This is a genomic window from Micromonospora sp. NPDC048909 (assembly GCF_040649635.1).
GTDB lineage: Bacteria > Actinomycetota > Actinomycetes > Mycobacteriales > Micromonosporaceae > Micromonospora.
In genome coordinates, this window is record NZ_JBEZFU010000005.1 from 375,584 (window position 1) to 391,722 (window position 16,139).

Sequence of the window (16,139 nt, forward strand, 5' to 3'; positions counted from 1 at the left end):
TTCCACCCGCTGCGAAAGGTTCGTATGTCGTCTGCTGAGAAGGCGCGGCGCTGGCGGCAGATCCTGTCGGAGCTGCGGCCCCAGCTTCCGGGAGAGTGGTCAATCCGCGGGACCGGCGTCGGGACGACGCTGGTTCGGGAGCCGGTCGACTGGTCCCTGGCCTGGATCGGTTACTCCGGCTCACCCACTCGCCCCGAGGGCTGGGTGTCCGCCGGCGTGCAGCCACTCGTGATGCCGTTCACCAGCTGGATCATGACCTACGGCGTCCGGATGGACGAGGTTCGATCCGGCCCGCGTACGGTGGATCTGCTCTCCGACGCGGCGGCCGATCAGACGCGGCAGTTCGTGCTGGAGACCGGCCTGGAGAAGATCGACAGCTGGCCGCCCGAGCGCCTCGCCGACGTGGCCGAGCGGGACTTCGCCCAGGATCCGCGCAAGCGCCGCACGCACTGGCATCAACTACCCGGTTGGCGGGTGATCAACGGCACGGCGTCGCCCGTCGAGCCCGCGACGCAGCTCGCCGAGCTGTGTCAGGAGCGGGCTCGCGCGGCGTCCGCCAAGGGCGCGCGGCAGTTGTCGGAGCAGGCCGCGTTCTACGAGGGGCTGCGCCAGAGCTGGGACGAGGGCGAGCGCGAGGCGGCGCTGCGATTCCTGACCGAGCAGCGGGACCAGGCCCTGGCCGCACAGAAGCTCGACAAGGTCCTGGCCGCGTAGGTCTCCGTGCGCTGTCCTAGAGCTCCTGGACAGCGCGTGAGAGCAGGCAGAACTCGTTGCCCTCAGGATCGGCGAGCACGACCCAGCTCACGTCAGAGGGCTGTCCCACGTCGACGCGTCGTGCACCGAGGGCGAACAACCGGTCGAGCTCCGCCGCGGTGGTCACGCCATCGGCACGCAGATCGAAATGCAGCCGGTTCTTGATCACCTTGTTCTCTGGCACAGCCACCACGTCGATCATCGGCCAGGCACGGTCGGCGGCCGCGATGGTGATCACCTCATCGTCCTCATTCACCACTTGCCAGCCGAGAACCGCGCACCAGAAGTCGGCGATGAGTCGTGGTCGGCTGGCGTCGATGGCGATGACGGCAAGGCGGCTCGGCATGCCGTCATTCTCACCCACCTGCGGCGTCGCACCAGCGCGGCGCTCGTCTCGACACAGCGACCAGATCAAGCACCACGGCGCTCACGAGTTCGATACAGGCGCCAGGGCGCTCAGTGATCGCGGTCCAGCCGCTCCACGACCGCGGCGAGAGACTCCGGCACTCGTACCTGCACCGTGCCGGCTTCGCCAGCCACGATGCGTACCGGATGGAACTCGCCGTCGTGCCACCAGAAGATCTCGTCGGAACAACGATCGTCGGCCGCGGTGAACATGGACATGGCCAGGCGCTGCAGCGCCACGGCGCTGTCGTTCACCGGGGCATCCACCGGGTGCAGCAGCACCGCGCTGTAGCGCGGCGCCGCGACCAGCGCGCCGTACTCGACGGCGTCCGGCAGGAACCGCTTGAGCGACATGAGCGCGGTCGTGACGAAGGGGTTGCCGTCCGCGGCGAGCAGGCGAACCAACCCACCGCCCGGCATCGCATGATCGCGTATGTCAAGCGCGGCCAGCTCGTGCTGCACCGTCTGCCGCACGGCGAGATGGACCAACTCCACGGGCTCGCGTCCGAGCTGGCCAGCCTGGGCGAGGGTGAGCATCTCCAGGCGATCGGACCGATTGATCACCACGGCCGCGGTGAAGTGCTCGCCGAACGGCATCGCGAGGTAGCTGTCGGCCTCCGCGGTCGCGGCCGCCGGGGTGAGCCGCAGCCGGAGCTGCCCGAGCTCGGCCGGCCCGAGTTCGTCGGGGGTGACCCGCGCGGGCAACTGGCGGCGGATCGCCGCCACCCAGTCGGCCAGCAGGTCGGGCCACATCTGGCGGGGCTGATCCAGACAGAGGCGCAGCAGCGGAACCAGGGAGACGCGGGCCCGACCGCCGGGTACGGGGATGATGACCTCATCGGTGTCCGGCGCGACGCGGGCCCCCGGCATGAGGATCGGCAGCGCATCCTCGGCCAGCGCGCGGACGTTGCCCATCAGGTCTACGTTCTGCGACGACGCCACGATGCATTCATACCATCGGTCCGGCGATTCGCCAGACCCGCCGTGCGCGCTCCACCAGGAAACGGCAACGACCAGTACCGGCCGTTGCCGCTCACGGCTGCCCGGGAGAGCGGCAACTAGGGTATTGCAATGCCAGCCCGCGAAGCTCCCGAGCAGATCGCCCGCACCCGGACAGTCACCGCCGACGCGGTCCTGGGCAACCGCGTCGACCTGCGCGGCTATCCCTACCGGTTGCTGTCCGTCGTCTCGCACGGAGTCGGCGGCGACCGGGTCACCCAGGCCATCGCCGCCGCGGAGGTGCTGGAGACGTTCGGCTGGGAACTCGTGACCGTCTCCGAGTTCGGGAGCAGCAGGATGGTGTACGCCGTGCTGAGGCGCGTCGCGGGACCGGGTCCGGTGGGTGTGCCACCAGGACCGGCCCCGCTCCCCCGCCACCCGGACCGGTTCCGACGTGCTTAGGGTCCGAGGCGGACAGGGCGGTGACTTCGTCCTCGTCGACCACGTCGTGCGGCCGGTGCCGGTCATCAGATGGATCGCGCCGCTGTCGTGCTCGGTGTTCAGCTGGCGGGTCCCTCCTCGCGGCGACTGCCGCGATCCCGACGGTGGTACTCGGGGCGCAGCTTCGCGCTGGCGAACGCCGCCTTCACCGCCGCCGAGAGCGCGGTGATGTCGTACGCGCCGTGGTGGCGCCGGCCGTTGATGAAGAAGGTGGGGGTTCCGGTGACGCCGCTGAGGTCGGCGGAGTCGACGTCCTCGGCGATCCGGTCGACGGCCTCGCGCTCGACCATGTGCTCCCGGAACCGGTCGAGGTCCAGGCCGAGCCGTTCGGCGTAACCGAGCAGATCATCTGGGTTGAGCGCGTCCTGGTGCACGAGGAGCAGGTCGTGCATCTCCCAGAACGCGCTCTGCTCCCCCGCCGCCTCGGCCGCCTCGGCGGCGAGCTGGGCGTGCGGGTGGACGTCGGTCAGCGGCAGGTGCCGCCAGACGTAGCGGATGTTGGCGAAGTCGGCCAACAGCTCCCGGACCACCGGCTCGGCCTGCCCGCAGTAGGGGCACTCGAAGTCGCCGTACTCCACGACCGTCACCGGCGCCTCGCGCGGCCCGCGCATGTGATCGCGCTCCGGATCAACCGGAAGCATCAGATCGACGATGCTCTCGGCGACGCCCAACAGCGCCCGCGCACGGCGCGCCGGCGAGAGCCGGGCAGCGGCGCGGAACACCAGCCAGGTGATGACGGACGCACCAATCGTCGCGACGAGGATGCCGAGTTTCGCCTCCTCCAGGGCGGGGCCGTGCAGCGCGTGGGTGGCGATCAGCAGGGCCACGGTGAACCCGATGCCGGAGACCGTGCCGACCCCGGCGACGGCGACCCAGCCGACCGGTGGGCGGAACCGGTTGCCGCTCAGCCGTGCCACCAACCACGAGGTGGCCACGATGCCGGCCGGCTTGCCGACGACGTACGCCGCCACGATGCCGAGCGTGACCGAGGAGGTCACGGCCCTGGCCAGCAGATCGCCGTCGATCACGATCCCGACGTTCGCCAGCGCGAAGAGCGGCACGATCACGTAACTCGCCCACGGATGGTAGATGTTCTGCAACCGCTCGTTCGGCGACAGCGCCGAGGCGAGCCCGGCCCGGGCCGAACGGGCGAGCTGCGGGGTGGGCTGTTCCCGGAAGAGGCGGAACTGGTCGCTCGCCCGCTGCAGTTCGGTGCGACCGGGCGCGTAGGCGTAGGTGAGCAGTCCCATCACCAGACCCACCACGACCGGGTCGACACCGGACTCCGACACCGCGACCCAGGCCGCCACCCCCAGCAGCGCGTAGACCAGTCCGAACCGCACGCTGCAGGCCCGGACGAGCAGGACGAGGCCGAAGATTCCCGCCGCGACGATCAGCGCCGTTGACGAAGGATGTTCCGGATAGGCGATCGCCAGCACCGCGATCGCGACCAGGTCGTCGATGACGGAGACCGTCAACAGGAAACCCCGCAACCGATCCGAGAAGCGCGGCCCGAAGACGGCCAGCGCGCCCAGCGCGAGCGCCGTGTCGGTGGCCATCACCGCGCCCCAGCCCACGGCGGTGGTGTGCCCGGCGTTGAACGCGAGATAGATCAGGATCGGCAGGAGCATGCCGCCGAGCCCGGCCAGCATCGGCAACGCCAGCCGACGTCGCTCGCGCAGCTCTCCGATGTCGAACTCGCGGCGCAGCTCCAGCCCGGCGACCAGAAAGAAGAACGTCATGAGGCCGCTGTTGACCCAGGTACGCAGGTCGTGTGACACGGGCCAGTCGCCGAGCTGGACGGTGAAGGACGTGCCCCAGAGCGACTCGTACGACGACATGTGCACGTTGGCCCAGATGAGCGCCACCACCGCGGCGACCAGCACCACCCGTGCGCCGCCGGTCTCGGTGCGCAGGAACGAGCGCAGCGGGGCGTTGAACCGGCCGACCCAGGCGGTCCGGTCGGACCATCGGTGCGGGTTGTCACTCGTCACGTGGACAATCCTGCTGGACCGGATCGCCAGCCGGTCCGGATTCGGGCACAAGGCGACCGGCCGATCCGGGACCGGACGAGTGATCCGCTGTGCTCCCTGCACCGGTCGCTCGCACCACCACTGGAACAGACCGGCCGGCCTACTCCTCCTCGGCGAACACGACCGCGCGGCGCTTGCGAATCGTCGGGAGCACGGCGACGACGAGCGCTGCCACGGCCAGGGCCAGGAGCACCGCGGAGATCGGTCGGGTCAGGAAGACCGACGCGTCGCCGCGGGAGATGATGAGCGCACGCCGCAGGTTCTCCTCGAGCAGCGGGCCGAGGACGAAGCCGAGCAGCAGGGGCGCCGGTTCGCAGCCGCACTTGATCAGGATGTAGCCCAGGATCCCGAAGAACACGATCGCGTAGACGTCGTACGCGTTGAAGCTCAGTGAGTAGGTGCCGATCGCGGCGAACAGGATGATCATCGGGAACAGCACCTGGTACGGGATGCGCAACATGCGCACCCAGATGCCGATCAGCGGCAGGTTCAGCAGCACGAGCAGCACGTTTCCGATCCACATCGACGCGATCAGGCCCCAGAACAGCGCCGGCTCGTCGGTGATCACGTTCGGGCCGGGGGTGATGCCGTGGACGATGAACGCGCCGACCATCAGCGCCATCACCGGGTGGGCGGGCAGGCCCAGGGTGAGCAGCGGGATGAACGACGTCTGCGCGGCGGCGTTGTTCGCCGACTCGGGGCCGGCGACGCCCTCGATCGCGCCGCGCCCGAACTCCTGCTGCCGCTTCGAGATCCGCTTCTCGACGGCGTACGAGGTGAACGAAGCCAGCACGTGGCCACCGCCGGGCAGGACGCCGAGCGCGGCGCCGAGACCAGTACCCCGCAGGATCGGGCCGACGATCCGGCGCCGGTCCTCGCGGGTCGGCCAGAGGTTCTTCACCTTGCCGACGACCGCAGTGCGGGTCTGCTCGTTCTCCAGGTTGCGCAGGATCTCGGCCACCCCGAACATGCCGACGGCGACCGACACGAAGTCGAGGCCGCCGTACAGCTCGCGCTGGTCGAACACGAACCGGGGCGTGCCGGTGTAGATGTCCTGGCCGACCGTGCCGAGCAGCACGCCGAGCGCGATCATCGCCAGGGCCTTGAGCGCCGTGCCGCGCGCCAGCGTGATCGACACGATCAGGCCGAGCAGCACCAGCGAGAAGTAGTCGGCCGGGCCGAACTTCAACGCGACGCTGGCAAGCGGTGGTGCCGCGACGGCCAGCGCGACGGTGGCCACCGTACCCGCGATGAAGGACCCGACCGCGGCGGCGGCCAACGCCGGGCCGGCCCGGCCCTGCCGGGCCATCTCGTGCCCGTCCAGCGCGGTGACCGCCGCCGACGACTCACCGGGCAGGTTGATCAGGATGGCGGTCGTCGAGCCGCCGTACTGTGCGCCGTAGTAGATGCCGGCCAGCATGATCAGCGCCGTCACCGGCTCGAAGCTGAACGTGATCGGCAGCAGCATCGCCACCGTCGCCGTCGGCCCGATGCCGGGCAGCACGCCGACCGCGGTCCCGAGCAGCACTCCCACGAAGCAGTAGAGGACGTTCTGGACCAGGAGGGCCGTCGAGAAGCCCAGCGCGAGGTTGTCGAGGAGTTCCATGCCTCAATCCGGATGTCGCGTCAGAACCCCAGCCACGGGCCCCATAGCGGGATCCGCAGCTGCAGTCCGACGACGAAGATGAGCGTGCTGGCCACGGTCAGCCCGGCGGCCACGGCCACGGCCGTGAGCAGCCGTACACGTGAGCTGGCCAGCGTGGTGAGCAGGGCGGTCACCGCCGACGTCGGTACGAATCCGAGGCGCCGGACGGTGAATCCGAAGAACAGGACCGCGAGCACGATGACGGCGACCGCACGCCAGGGCACCGGCCCGAACGAGACCACCTCGCCGGCGATGAGCCCCTTGATGACGATCGCCAGGCCCAGGACGGCCACGGTCGCGCCGACCAGCAGCGGGAAGGCGCCGGGGCCCATCCGCAGTGGGGTGCCCAGCTCGTAGCCGAGCGACCCCAGCGCGAACGCGCCACCGATCAGGACGAAGATTCCCCCGGCGAGGACGTCCGGGAAGGACCGGCGGCGTTCCACCTCAGGAGACCTTGACCCCGGCGTCGGCGATGATCTTCGCCCAGGTGCCGAGCTGCTCCTCGAGCTTGGCCCGGTGCGCCTCCGGGGTCGCGTCCTGGGCCGGGACCGGCGCGGTGCCGAGCTTGGCCATCTGGTCGACGACGCCTTGGTCGGCCAGGGCCACCTTCAGCGCCTCGGACAGCTTCTGGACGATCTCCTGCGGCGTGCCGGCCGGGACGTAGAGACCGTGCCACACGCTGACCTGGAGCTGGGGCAGCCCGGCCTCGGCCGTGGTGGGCAGGTCGGGCAGGCTCTTCACCCGCTCCGGTGTGGTGACCGCGTACGCCTTCACCTTGCCCGCGGCGATCTGGCCGCTGGTGTTGGTCGTCTGGTCGCACATGAAGTCGACCTGGCCGCCGACGAGGTCGGTCAGGGCAGGGCCCGTGCCTTCATACGGGACCTCCTGGAGCTTGACCCCGGCGGCGGTCTGGAACAGCAGGCCGCACAGGTGGGATGCGGCGCCGATGCCGGCGTTGGCCAGCGTGACCTTGTTGGCGTTCGCCTTCACGTGGGTCACGAGGTCCTGGAGCGTCGCGGGCGCGAAGTCCTTGCGGGCGACGACCGTCATCGGCACCTCGGTGACGAGCCCGACCATCTCGAAGTCCTCGAGCGGCTGGTAGCCCAGGCTCTTGTACAGGGCGGGCGCCGTTGACATACCGATGTGGTGCATCAGCACGGTGTAGCCGTCCGGCTCGGCCCGCGCGACCTCGCCGGCGCCGACCGTGCCGCCTGCGCCCTCGACATTCTGGACGACGATCTTGGCACCGAGCTTGGCGGCCATCGGTTCGGCGATCATGCGGGTGACGGTGTCGGTCGGGCCGCCCGCGCTGAACGGCACGACGATCGTGATGTTCTGGTCCGGGTAGCTCTCGGCGTCGCCTCCGCCGGCGGCGCCTCCGTTGCCGGAACAGGCGGCGACGAGCGAGACGACGCCGATCGCGGCGATGATCCGCGTGGTGGCCCGGTACCTGCTGGTCGTTCTCATACAGCGGCCTCCTCATCAGCGCATGCACATTCCTCGGTGAATGAGTGGCCCCAGTCTCGGCTGGCCGGGACGCGGATGGTGTCAGAGAAATCCCAAGAACTCGCGGGCCAACACGAGCGCCCGCCCGGGCCGTACAATCCGCCGGTATGCGGATAACCGTCATCGAGGATGACGACCGCGTGGCGCGGGGTCTGGTGACGGTCCTGACCCAGGCGGGCTTCGAGGTTCACCGCATCGCCACCGCCGCGGAGGCCGTGCGTGCCGCGCCGTCCGACGTGGTCCTCGTCGACCTGGGTCTACCCGACGGCGACGGGCTCGACGTGATCCGCAAGCTGCGGGACCACCCGCAGACCGCCGTCATCGCGGTGACCGCGCGATCCGAGGAGTACGAGCGGGTCCGTGGCCTGCGCGCCGGCGCCGACGACTACATCGTCAAGCCGTTCGGCATCCCTGAGTTGCTCGCCCGAATCGACGCCGTCCTGCGGCGCACCCGGGCCGCCCGTGCCCTCAGCCACTCGGACGAGCCGCTCCTGCTCGGCCCGATGCGGATCGGCGTCGGCACCCGCGAGGTCACCGTCGACGGCACGCCCGTGCCGTTGACCCGCAAGGAGTTCGAGCTGCTCCTGCTCCTGGCCCGGCGGGCGCCCAACGTGGTCAGCCGCGACGTCATCCTCGACCAGATCTGGGGCGCGACCTGGGAGTCGTCGAGTCGCACCCTGGACACCCACATCGCGGCGCTACGGCACAAGCTGGGGCCGGACGTGGTCATCCGCACGATCCACGGCGTCGGCTATCGGCTCCTGGCCGACCAGCCGGAGCTGATCGGCTGACGCGCCGTGCACCGCCGCCTGCTCGTCGTCCTGGTTCCCCTCGCGGTGCTGCTCGTCGCGGCGCTCGGGGTGCCGCTCAGCGTCACCGTGGCCGAACGGGAGATGCAGGAGACGTACGTCAACCGGCTCAACGACGTCGGCCGGTTCGCCTCGCTGGCCGAGACCGCGCTGTCGACCGGGCGGACCGAGGCGCTGCAGCAGGAGCTGACGCGCTACCACGAGCTCTACGGCATCCCGGTCGCGCTGATCGACACGTCGGGCGAGGTGCTGCTCGGACCGGCCGGTGCGTACCAGGAGGCCGCGCGCGCAGAGCCGGCGTTGCCCCGGATCGTGACCGCGGCGCTGGCCGGGGCGCGGTCCGAACCGTCCTGGGAATGGGCGCCGTGGGACGACTCCGCGCTCGTTGTGGCCGAGCCGGTGGGCCGGGACAGTGAGGTCGTCGGCGCCGTCGTGACGATCTCCGACCTGTCGAAGACGCGCGAACTCATCCTCGTACGCTGGGCCCGACTCGCCGGGCTCGGGCTGCTGCCGTTGATCGCACTGGCGGCCGTCGCCTGGCCGGTATCGGCGTGGGTGCTGCGGCCGGTGCGCAAACTGGACGCGGCGACCTCGCGGATCTCCGAGGGCGACCTGACGATCCGCGCCGACGCCGAGGCCGGCCCGGTCGAGCTGCGGCGGCTGGCGGAGTCGTTCAACACCATGATGGACGCCGTCGAGAACGCCGTGCAGCGGCAGCGGGCCTTCGTGTCCGACGCGTCGCACCAGTTGCGCAACCCGTTGACCAGCCTCCGGCTCGCGGTGGAGAGCCTCGCACCACACCTGCGGCCCGAGGGCGACGGGCAGCAGGTGTACGACGTCGCCGTCGACGAGCTGAAGGCGATGCAGCGGATGCTGAACTCGCTGCAGGCCAGTGCGCGGATGGAGAGCATGCGGAAGGCGTCGCCGGTGGATCTCGACGAGGTGCTGGCGACCCGGGTGGACCGGTGGCGGGCACTGACAGCCACGGCGGGGCAGACACTGGCCGTCGACGTGCCGCCGGGGCTGCGGTTGCTGGAGCCGCCGGGCGGACTGGGCAGCGTCCTGGACGAGCTGATCAGCAACGCGTTACGGCTGTCGGACGCGCAGGCCGTGGAGGTGACCGCCCGAGTTGTCCCCGGTGATGCGAACGCCGGGCACCGCAACGACCCCGCGGCCGGTGGCGTGGTTGCGCTCGCTGTTCGTGACGACGGCCAGGGAATCGACGTTTCCGAGCGGGCCCAGGCGCTACGACGGTTCTGGCGGTCGCCGCGCCACCAGAACGTGTCCGGGACCGGCCTGGGACTGGCGATCTGCGCCGACCTGGTCGCGGCGGCCGGGGGCGAGCTGCGGTTGGAGGAGGGCCTGCCGCGTCCGGACGGGTCCGGACACGGGTTCGCCGCAGTGGTTGCGTTGCCGCGCGTTCCGCAGGTGGCCTCGTCGTCCAACGCCCCGGCTCGGTCGCCGGTCTGAGGACCCGGTTCCGTTGTCGGCCTGGCTGTCCCGCGTCAGCGCTTGCGGTCGCGGAACCAGGCCGCCGCGCCCGGATGGAGCGGGACCGATGCGGTGGAGATCCCGGTACGCACGTTGATCTGCCACGCTTCGGGAAGGGCTTCGGCGCCGTCGCGGCTGGCGGAGGTGATCGTGCCGGTGTGCGTGAAGATGGTGTCGGTGATGGCGTAGACCAGGTCATCGGGCAGGTCGTTGCGCGCGAGCAGCACGTTCGGCACGGCGACGGTGCGGGTGGCCGGGACGCCGGCGTAGGCGGTCGCGTGGATCATGGCCGGAGCGTAGGGACCCGGGTACGCCGTGAAGAGCGCGTCCGCCTGTGCGTCCAAGGGGATCAGCCGGATCGGGTGCCGCTGCGCCAGCTCGGTGATGGCCGGCGTCGGGACGCCCGTCAGGGAGAACATCGCGTCGATCCTGCCGTCGCGCAGCGCCGCCGCCGATTCGGCCTGGCTGAGGTACCGGCCGTCGGCCTTCACCGGGCCGAGTTCCAGAACCCGCAGCGACGTGAACTCTGTGCCCGAGTCGTGGGCACCGAGGGATATGCGTTTGCCCGCAAGATCCCGGAACTCGTCGATCGCCGAACCGGCCATGACCACGAGATGCAGGTGACTGTCGTAGAGCCGGCATATCGCCGAGAGCCCGTCGGGCGCGCTGCCGTCGGTCGTGATCAGCGCATCCAGGCTCGTCAGCCCAAGGTGCACCTCGCCGGCCCGCAGCATCCGGATGTTGTCGGTGGAAGCCCCGCTCGGCACGGTGGTCACCGTGGCACCTGGCACCTGCTCGGAGATGTGATCAGCCAGCGCACCGCCGATCCGCCGGTATACCGCTCCCGCCGGCCCGGTGGCCAGTCGCAGGTGGACGTTGTCGGCCACGGGCTGCGGTGAGCAACCGACGAGCAGCCCTCCGGCGGCCAGGAGCACCGCCCGCCGGCTGAACCGTACCTCCGGGTTCAGCACCATGCCGAGATGATACGGACGGTGGCCACCCCGAAGCCAAGCAACTCGACCGGCTCCAGTCAGCACCAGGGTCGGCACGGGGCGCGGGATGGGCGCGCCGCGGGACCTACAGGCGGTACCGTCGTGCAGAGCGCTCCTGACCGGATCGTGAGGCCTGCGATGATTCCCAGGTCATCGGGCCCAGAATTTCGTTCCAGCTGTCGATCTGCCACCCTCCCGGCTCGTCGTGATGTAGAGGCAACCACAGAGGGGCCGGCACACGATGGGATATGAGATATGGCTAAGTACATGATCCTCATTTACGGCGACGCTCAGCAGTGGGACGCGATGACCGACGAGCAGTGGAAGGCGCACGACGCCGCCCACGAGGCGTTCGTCGCCAAAGCCGGCTCACGGATCATCGACGGGCAACAGCTGGAACTGGCCCCCACGGCCACCTCGTTGCGCTCGGACGCGCTCGGCCAGATCATCACGACGGACGGGCCGTTCCTGGAAACCAAGGAAGCACTCGGCGGCTACTACCTGCTCGAGGCAGCCGACCTGGACGAGGTTCTGTCTATGGTGACGCTGCTCCCCGAGGTGCACGCGACACACAGCGGTGTGGAAATCCGTCCGGTGGTCGACCACGGATGAAGTGGCTAACCACGGATGAACGATGAGGTCGTCGCGGCGGTCGCGCAGGCGCACCGCCGCGACTGGGCCCAGGTGTTCAGCACCACTGCCCATCTGACCCGCGACCTCGACCTCGCCGAGGAGTGCACCCAAGACGCGTTCGCACAGGCCCTGGAGACCTGGGCGGAGGCTGGCATCCCCAACCGACCGGGCGCCTGGCTCACCACCATCGCGCGTAACCGGGCCCGGGACGTCCTGCGCCGTGAGTCGGTGTTCCGTCGCAAGATGCCGCTGCTTGTCGCGAACGAGACGGTGCCGGGACCCGAGAACGGCCTCGTCGACGACCGGCTGCGACTCATCTTCACCTGCGCCCACCCCGCGTTGTCCAGAGAGGTGCAGGTCGCCCTGACCCTGCGCCTGGTGTGCGGGTTGTCCACGTCCGAGGTAGCCCGCGCGTTCCTGGTGCAGCCGGCGACCATGGCCGCTCGTATCACCCGGGCCAAGAAGAAGATCGCCACGGCACGTATCCCGTACCGAGTACCGGATCCGGACCAACTCGAGGAGCGGGTCAGCGTCGTACTCGAGGTCGTCCATCTCATCTTCACCACCGGTCACACCGCACCGGTCGGCGCCCATCTGGTCCGCCAGGACATGGTGGATTGCGCGATCCGGCTGGCCCGCATGCTGCATCTGCTCATGCCGACCGACGCCGAGGTCAGCGCTCTGCTCGCGCTGCTGCTCCTCATAGCGTCGCGTCAGGACACCCGATTGACCGCCGACGGGCGCCTGGTGCTCCTGTCCGAGCAGGACCGCTCACGCTGGGATAGGCAGCTCATCGTCGAAGGTCAGTCGTTGTTGACCGATGTGCTGCGCCGACGACCGCCGACGCGGTACGCCCTGGAGGCCGCGATAGCCGCCCTGCACGCCGAGGCGCCGACGTGGCAGGACACCGACTGGACCCAGATTGTCGGGCTCTATGATGCTTTGTTCCGCCTGTGGCCCTCGCCCGTGGTCGATCTCAATCGCGCTGTCGCGATCGGGCTGCGCGACGGTCCCCGGGCCGGACTCGACGCGCTGGCGCCGTTGCTCGCCGAGCCGGCCCTGGCCACGTACGGATATCTCAGTGCCGCCCGCGCCGACTTCCTGCGCCAGTTGAGGCAGTGGCCCCAGGCCGTGACGGCTTACGAAGAGGCGCTGACCCTCACCGACAACGAAGTCGAGCGCGCCTTCCTCACCGAGCGGCTCACGGAAGTGCAGCGGTATCTGTAAGCGTCAGCACCTCACGGACGGTCTCGAAGTACCCGTCGATGCCCCCGGGATGCGCGATCTGCTCAGCTCCATGCCGGCGGAGCCAGACCCGCACGCCCTCGTCGGTGCCCATGGCCCGACCGGAGGTATCGGCTGTCGGATTCGCTGACCCCTGGGTGTGGGCAACATGTCACAGCGCCGTGGATACCTCTGGCACTCGCCTGGCTGAGGGTCGGCAAACCCCAGCACCTGACGGCACCTGGTTTCGGGTGTTGGGCGTGGCACGAGCATGAGGACGGCCACCGCGTTGATCACCGATGACTTGTGAGGACGACCGAAGATCGTGCGGTGGCCGTGGGCCGCGGCGTAGACCCCCGCCGGCCGGAGCTGAAATCCCTCGTCGTCAGCAGCTTCAGGCCTGCCGACGCTGCCTGTGCTCTCGGATCACCTCCGCGTACCGGTGTCCGCTGGCCTTGATCGTGCGGCGCTGGGTGAGGTAGTCGACGTACACGAGGCCGAATCGCTTGTCATAGCCGTACGCCCATTCGAAGTTGTCCAGCAGCGACCACGCGAAGTAGCCGTCGACCGGGACTCCCCGGGCGGCGGCGGCCGCGCACGCCTCCAGGTGCAGTTCGAGGTACTCGGTGCGCCGCTTGTCCTCGACCTCTCCCGCCGGCCCGACCTCGTCCCGCCACGCCGAGCCGTTCTCCGTGACGTAGATGCTGGTGGCGCCATAATCCTCGGCGAGGCGGACGAGCAACTCCGTCAGGCCGGCGGGGTGGCTCTCCCAACCCATCGTGGTCTCGAGGGCGCCGGGCACGGGCACCTGGCGGGCGTACGGCGCGGGCCCGCCGGGATCGTCGGCGACGACCTGCCGGAAGTAGTAGTTGAGGCCGAAGGAGTCCAGCGGCGCGGCGATCGCTTCGAGGTCGCCGGGGCGGACGGGCGGGGCGACCCGGTAGGTGTCGAGCATGTCGGGCGGGTAGCCGCGGCCGAAGAGCGGGTCGAGCCACCAGCGGTTGACGTGGCCGTCGGCGCGTACGGCGGCGGCGACGTCGGCGTCGCTGCGGCTGGCCGGCTCGATCGGGCTGAGATTGCACACGGCCCCGACCGACGCCGGCGCGGTGGCGTTGGCGCGCACCGCGGCGGCGGCCAGCCCGTGGCCGAGCAGCAGGTGGTGCGAGGCGGACACCGCGCGGGTCAGGTCGCGCTCTCCGGGCGCCATCCGGCCCTCCAGGTACCCGATCCAGGCGCAGCAGAGCGGCTCGTTGACGGTCATCCAGTCGGTGACCCGGTCGCCGAGCGCAGCGGCTACGGTGGCGGCGTAGTCGGCGAAGGCGAGCGCGGTGTCGCGGGCCGGCCAGCCGCCGCGGTCCTGTAGCACCTGGGGCAGGTCCCAGTGGTACAGCGTGGCGAACGGGCGGATGCCGGCCGCGAGCAGGCCATCGACGAGCCGGTCGTAGAACGCGATCCCAGCGGGGTTGGGCCGGCCGACGCCGTCGGGCATTACCCGCGGCCAAGCCACCGAGAATCGGTACGCGTCGAGGCCGAGTCGGCGCATCAGAGCGATGTCCTCCGGCCACCGCCGGTAGTGGTCGCAGGCGAGATCGCCGGTGTCGCCGTTGTCGATCGCGCCCGGGACGCGGCAGAAGGTGTCCCAGATCGAGGGTTTACGGCCGTCAGCGGTCACTCCGCCCTCGATCTGGTACGCCGAGGTGGCGGCGCCCCAGACAAAGGTCGGCGGCAGGGCGGCGAGGTCGAACACGCTCTTCTCCTTCATGTCTTTCTTCGGACCGGCCGCCGTACTACTCGGACACGCCGCTGCGCACCCGCCGCGCGGTGTCCCCGTACCAGAGCGCGCTCTGCTTGGGGACGCGCGCCTGCGTGTCGTAGTCGACCCGGACGATGCCGAACCGCTTGTCGTAGCCGTACGCCCACTCGAAGTTGTCGAGCAGCGACCACGCGAAGTACCCGCGCACGTCCGCGCCGGCCTGCCGGGCCGTAGCCACGGCCGCGACGTGCGTCGCGAGGTACGCGGTCCGGTCGTCGTCGCGCACGAACCCGGTCTCGTCCGGCCGATCGTCGAACGCCGCCCCGCTCTCCGTGATCACGATCGGCAGGCCGGGGTAGTCCCGGCTGATCCGGACCAGCAGGTCGGTCAGCCCCTGCGGGAAGATCTCCCAGTCCATCGCCGTGGTCGGCAGACCGCGCGGCACTGCCCGCTCCACCGGGTTGCCGTCCGCGTCCTCGGCGCGCCCGTTGTCGTCCACTCCGGAGAAGACGTGGCTGCTGTAGTAGTTGACGCCGAGCAGATCGAGGGGCGCCGAGATGATCTCCAGGTCGCCCGGGCGCACCGGGAGCTCGACCCCGCGCGCGGCGAGGTCGATGAGCACGTCGGAGGGGTAGCGCCCGTACCGCAGAGGGTCCAGGTAGATCCGGGTGCCCAGACCGTCCGCGCGGCGCGCCGCCGCCCGGTCCAGCTCGCTGTCCGTCTGCGCCACGGCGGTACCCATGTTCAGCGTGATGCCGAGCTCGACCGGGCGGGTCGCGGCGGCGCGCATCCGCTGAGTGGCCAGGCCGTGGCCGAGCAGCAGGTGGTGCACCGCGTGCATGGCGGCGGTGAAGTCGCGGCGGCCCGGGGCGTGCGCCCCGTACGCGTAGCCGAGCATCGCCGAGCACCACGGCTCGTTGAGGGTGGTCCAGGAGCGCACCCGGTCGCTGAGCTGGTCGAAGACGAGCATCGCGTAGTCGGCGAACCGATAGGCGGTGTCCCGGGCCGGCCACCCGCCGGCATCCTCCAACTCCTGCGGTAGGTCCCAGTGGTACAGCGTCACCCAGGGGTCGACGCCGCGGCCGAGCAGTTCGTCGACGAGGCGGTCGTAGAACGCCAGGCCGGCGGGGTTGGCCGGGCCCCGGCCGCCGGGCTGCACCCGTGGCCACGCCACCGAGAAGCGGTACGTGTCCACCCCGAGGTCCTGGATGAGCGCGACGTCCTGCGGCATGCGGTGGTAGTGGTCACAGGCCACGTCACCGGTCTCACCGTTGGCGACGGCGCCCGGCACCCGACAGAAGGTGTCCCAGATCGACGCGGTTCGGCCGTCCTCGTGCACCGCGCCCTCGATCTGGTACGCGGACGTCGCGACGCCCCACCGGAAGTTCGGTGGCAGGCCGGCGATGAGGTCGGACTGCGCGCTGGTCAGGGGACTGGTTGTGGTCATGCTTCTCC

15 protein-coding genes are annotated in these 16,139 nt (G+C 70.3%); 6 read left to right on the top strand and 9 right to left on the bottom strand.

What is annotated here, in order from left to right; translation table 11 throughout:
• Positions 1-24 precede the first annotated feature (24 nt).
• Positions 25-714 carry a hypothetical protein gene (locus AB0C04_RS16660; RefSeq protein ID WP_357054690.1) on the top strand — a complete coding sequence of 230 codons (690 nt, stop codon included), beginning with the start codon at positions 25-27 and terminating at the stop codon, positions 712-714.
• Positions 715-730: 16 nt separating this feature from the next.
• On the opposite strand, the gene AB0C04_RS16665 is transcribed toward AB0C04_RS16660, so the two are convergent.
• Both AB0C04_RS16665 and AB0C04_RS16670 read right to left on the bottom strand, forming a co-directional pair.
• Positions 731-1,117 (bottom strand): VOC family protein, encoded by a 387-nt coding sequence (locus AB0C04_RS16665; RefSeq protein WP_357054693.1) that lies wholly within the window; start codon positions 1,115-1,117, stop codon positions 731-733.
• Between the two features lie 92 nt (positions 1,118-1,209).
• Positions 1,210-2,100 carry a hypothetical protein gene (locus tag AB0C04_RS16670; protein WP_357054696.1) on the bottom strand — a complete coding sequence of 297 codons (891 nt, stop codon included), beginning with the start codon at positions 2,098-2,100 and terminating at the stop codon, positions 1,210-1,212.
• A gap of 129 nt (positions 2,101-2,229) precedes the next feature.
• Between AB0C04_RS16670 and AB0C04_RS16675 the strand changes: the two genes are divergently transcribed.
• Positions 2,230-2,559, top strand: coding sequence for a transcriptional regulator (locus tag AB0C04_RS16675; protein ID WP_357054699.1), 330 nt, complete (start codon positions 2,230-2,232; stop codon positions 2,557-2,559).
• Between the two features lie 98 nt (positions 2,560-2,657).
• On the opposite strand, the gene nhaA is transcribed toward AB0C04_RS16675, so the two are convergent.
• The 4 genes from nhaA to AB0C04_RS16695 all read right to left on the bottom strand — a co-directional run bounded on the left by nhaA (position 2,658) and on the right by AB0C04_RS16695 (position 7,743).
• Positions 2,658-4,592 (bottom strand): Na+/H+ antiporter NhaA, encoded by a 1,935-nt coding sequence (nhaA, locus tag AB0C04_RS16680; protein WP_357054702.1) that lies wholly within the window; start codon positions 4,590-4,592, stop codon positions 2,658-2,660.
• 139 nt (positions 4,593-4,731) lie between these two features.
• Complete coding sequence (locus AB0C04_RS16685; RefSeq protein ID WP_357054705.1) at positions 4,732-6,237, bottom strand: tripartite tricarboxylate transporter permease; 1,506 nt, start codon at positions 6,235-6,237, stop codon at positions 4,732-4,734.
• A 20-nt stretch (positions 6,238-6,257) separates the two neighbouring features.
• A complete protein-coding gene (locus tag AB0C04_RS16690) occupies positions 6,258-6,719 on the bottom strand; it encodes a tripartite tricarboxylate transporter TctB family protein (protein ID WP_357054708.1) in 462 nt (153 codons plus the stop codon).
• Position 6,720: 1 nt separating this feature from the next.
• On the bottom strand, positions 6,721-7,743 hold the full coding sequence (locus AB0C04_RS16695) for a tripartite tricarboxylate transporter substrate-binding protein (protein WP_357054711.1): 1,023 nt from the start codon (positions 7,741-7,743) through the stop codon (positions 6,721-6,723).
• Positions 7,744-7,889: 146 nt separating this feature from the next.
• Here AB0C04_RS16695 and AB0C04_RS16700 point away from each other — a divergent pair, with 146 nt between their 5' ends.
• Positions 7,890-8,573, top strand: coding sequence for a response regulator transcription factor (locus tag AB0C04_RS16700; RefSeq protein ID WP_357054714.1), 684 nt, complete (start codon positions 7,890-7,892; stop codon positions 8,571-8,573).
• 6 nt (positions 8,574-8,579) lie between these two features.
• Positions 8,580-10,061 (top strand): HAMP domain-containing sensor histidine kinase, encoded by a 1,482-nt coding sequence (locus tag AB0C04_RS16705; RefSeq protein WP_357054717.1) that lies wholly within the window; start codon positions 8,580-8,582, stop codon positions 10,059-10,061.
• Between the two features lie 35 nt (positions 10,062-10,096).
• Here the strand turns inward: AB0C04_RS16705 and AB0C04_RS16710 are convergent, their stop codons facing one another.
• The gene (locus AB0C04_RS16710) at positions 10,097-11,056 is read right to left on the bottom strand and encodes a TAXI family TRAP transporter solute-binding subunit (protein ID WP_357054720.1); all 960 of its coding nucleotides are present in this window, start codon (positions 11,054-11,056) and stop codon (positions 10,097-10,099) included.
• A gap of 285 nt (positions 11,057-11,341) precedes the next feature.
• Between AB0C04_RS16710 and AB0C04_RS16715 the strand changes: the two genes are divergently transcribed.
• Together AB0C04_RS16715 and AB0C04_RS16720 are read left to right on the top strand one after the other, a co-directional pair.
• Positions 11,342-11,686: a YciI family protein gene (locus AB0C04_RS16715; RefSeq protein ID WP_357054723.1), complete on the top strand. Its 345-nt coding sequence runs from the start codon at positions 11,342-11,344 to the stop codon at positions 11,684-11,686.
• 15 nt (positions 11,687-11,701) lie between these two features.
• A complete protein-coding gene (locus AB0C04_RS16720) occupies positions 11,702-12,934 on the top strand; it encodes a sigma-70 family RNA polymerase sigma factor (RefSeq protein WP_357054726.1) in 1,233 nt (410 codons plus the stop codon).
• A 391-nt stretch (positions 12,935-13,325) separates the two neighbouring features.
• Here the strand turns inward: AB0C04_RS16720 and AB0C04_RS16725 are convergent, their stop codons facing one another.
• Both AB0C04_RS16725 and AB0C04_RS16730 read right to left on the bottom strand, forming a co-directional pair.
• Entirely contained in the window at positions 13,326-14,693 is a 1,368-nt protein-coding gene (locus AB0C04_RS16725) for a GH1 family beta-glucosidase (RefSeq protein ID WP_357054729.1), read from the bottom strand.
• A gap of 25 nt (positions 14,694-14,718) precedes the next feature.
• A complete protein-coding gene (locus AB0C04_RS16730) occupies positions 14,719-16,131 on the bottom strand; it encodes a GH1 family beta-glucosidase (RefSeq protein ID WP_357054732.1) in 1,413 nt (470 codons plus the stop codon).
• Positions 16,132-16,139 lie beyond the last annotated feature (8 nt).